The sequence below is a fragment of the Methylobacterium sp. BE186 genome (assembly GCF_031457035.1).
GTDB lineage: Bacteria > Pseudomonadota > Alphaproteobacteria > Rhizobiales > Beijerinckiaceae > Methylobacterium > Methylobacterium segetis.
Map to the genome: position 1 here is coordinate 1 of NZ_JAVDVV010000077.1, position 1,022 is coordinate 1,022.

A 1,022-nucleotide genomic window follows, 5' to 3' on the forward strand; every position below is an offset into this window, starting at 1 on the left:
ATCTTCCACGCCTTCTCGGAGCGGTTCAAGACGAGGTAGAGCAGCTTCAGCGCAGCCTCGTCGGTCGGGAAGTGCCCCCGGGCGCGCACAGCCCGGCGCAGCGTGGCGTTCAGAGCCTCGATGGCATTTGTGGTGTAGAGGATCCGGCGCACCTCGCCGGGGAACGCGTAGAACGGCACCACCTCGCTCCAGGCCCGGCGCCAGCTCTGGGCGATGGCCGGATAGCGCCGGCCCCACTCGCCCGCCTCGAAGGCGGACAGCGCCGCCTCGCCGGCCGTGGCGTCGAGTGCGCGGTAGATGTCCTTCAGCGCGGCCGCCACGAGCTTACGGTCCTTGTAGGAGACGAAGTCGAGGCTGTGGCGCAGGAGGTGGACGATGCAGGTCTGGACCGTCGCCTCCGGAAACACCGACCGGATCGCGTCGGGGAAGCCCTTCAGCCCGTCGACCACGGCCACGAGCACGTCCTCGACACCGCGGTTCCTGAGCTCGTTCATGACCCGCAGCCAGAACTTGGCGCCCTCGCTCTGCTCCAGCCACAGGCCGAGGATCTCCTTGGAGCCGTCGGCGCGCACGCCCAGCGCGATGTGGACGGCCTTGTTGCGCACCAGGCCCTCGTCGCGCACCTTGATCCGCAGGGCGTCGAAGAACACGATCGGGTAGGCCGGCTCCAGCGGCCGGGCCTGCCAGGCGGCGACCTCCTCCAGCACCGCGTCGGTCACCGCGCTGATCAGGTCGGGCGAGACCTCGATCCCGTACAGCTCGCGCAGGTGCCCGACGATCTCCCGGGTACTCATGCCGCGGGCATACAGCGACACGATCTTGTCGTCGAAGCCCGGAAAGCGGCGCTGATAGCGGGCGATCAACTGCGGGTCGAACGTCGCCTGCCGATCACGCGGGATCGCCAGCTCGATCCGGCCGGTCTCAGTAGTCACGGTCTTGCGGCCATAGCCGTTGCGGCTGTTGCCGGCGTCCTCGCCCGCCAGATGGTGGTCCATCTCGGCGTTGAGCGCCCGCTCGGCCAG

1 protein-coding gene is annotated in these 1,022 nt (G+C 69.1%); it reads right to left on the reverse strand.

What is annotated here, in order from left to right:
- On the reverse strand, nucleotides 1-1,022 hold a 1,022-nt coding region (locus tag J2X36_RS26800; protein WP_310355265.1), incomplete at both ends, for an IS256 family transposase.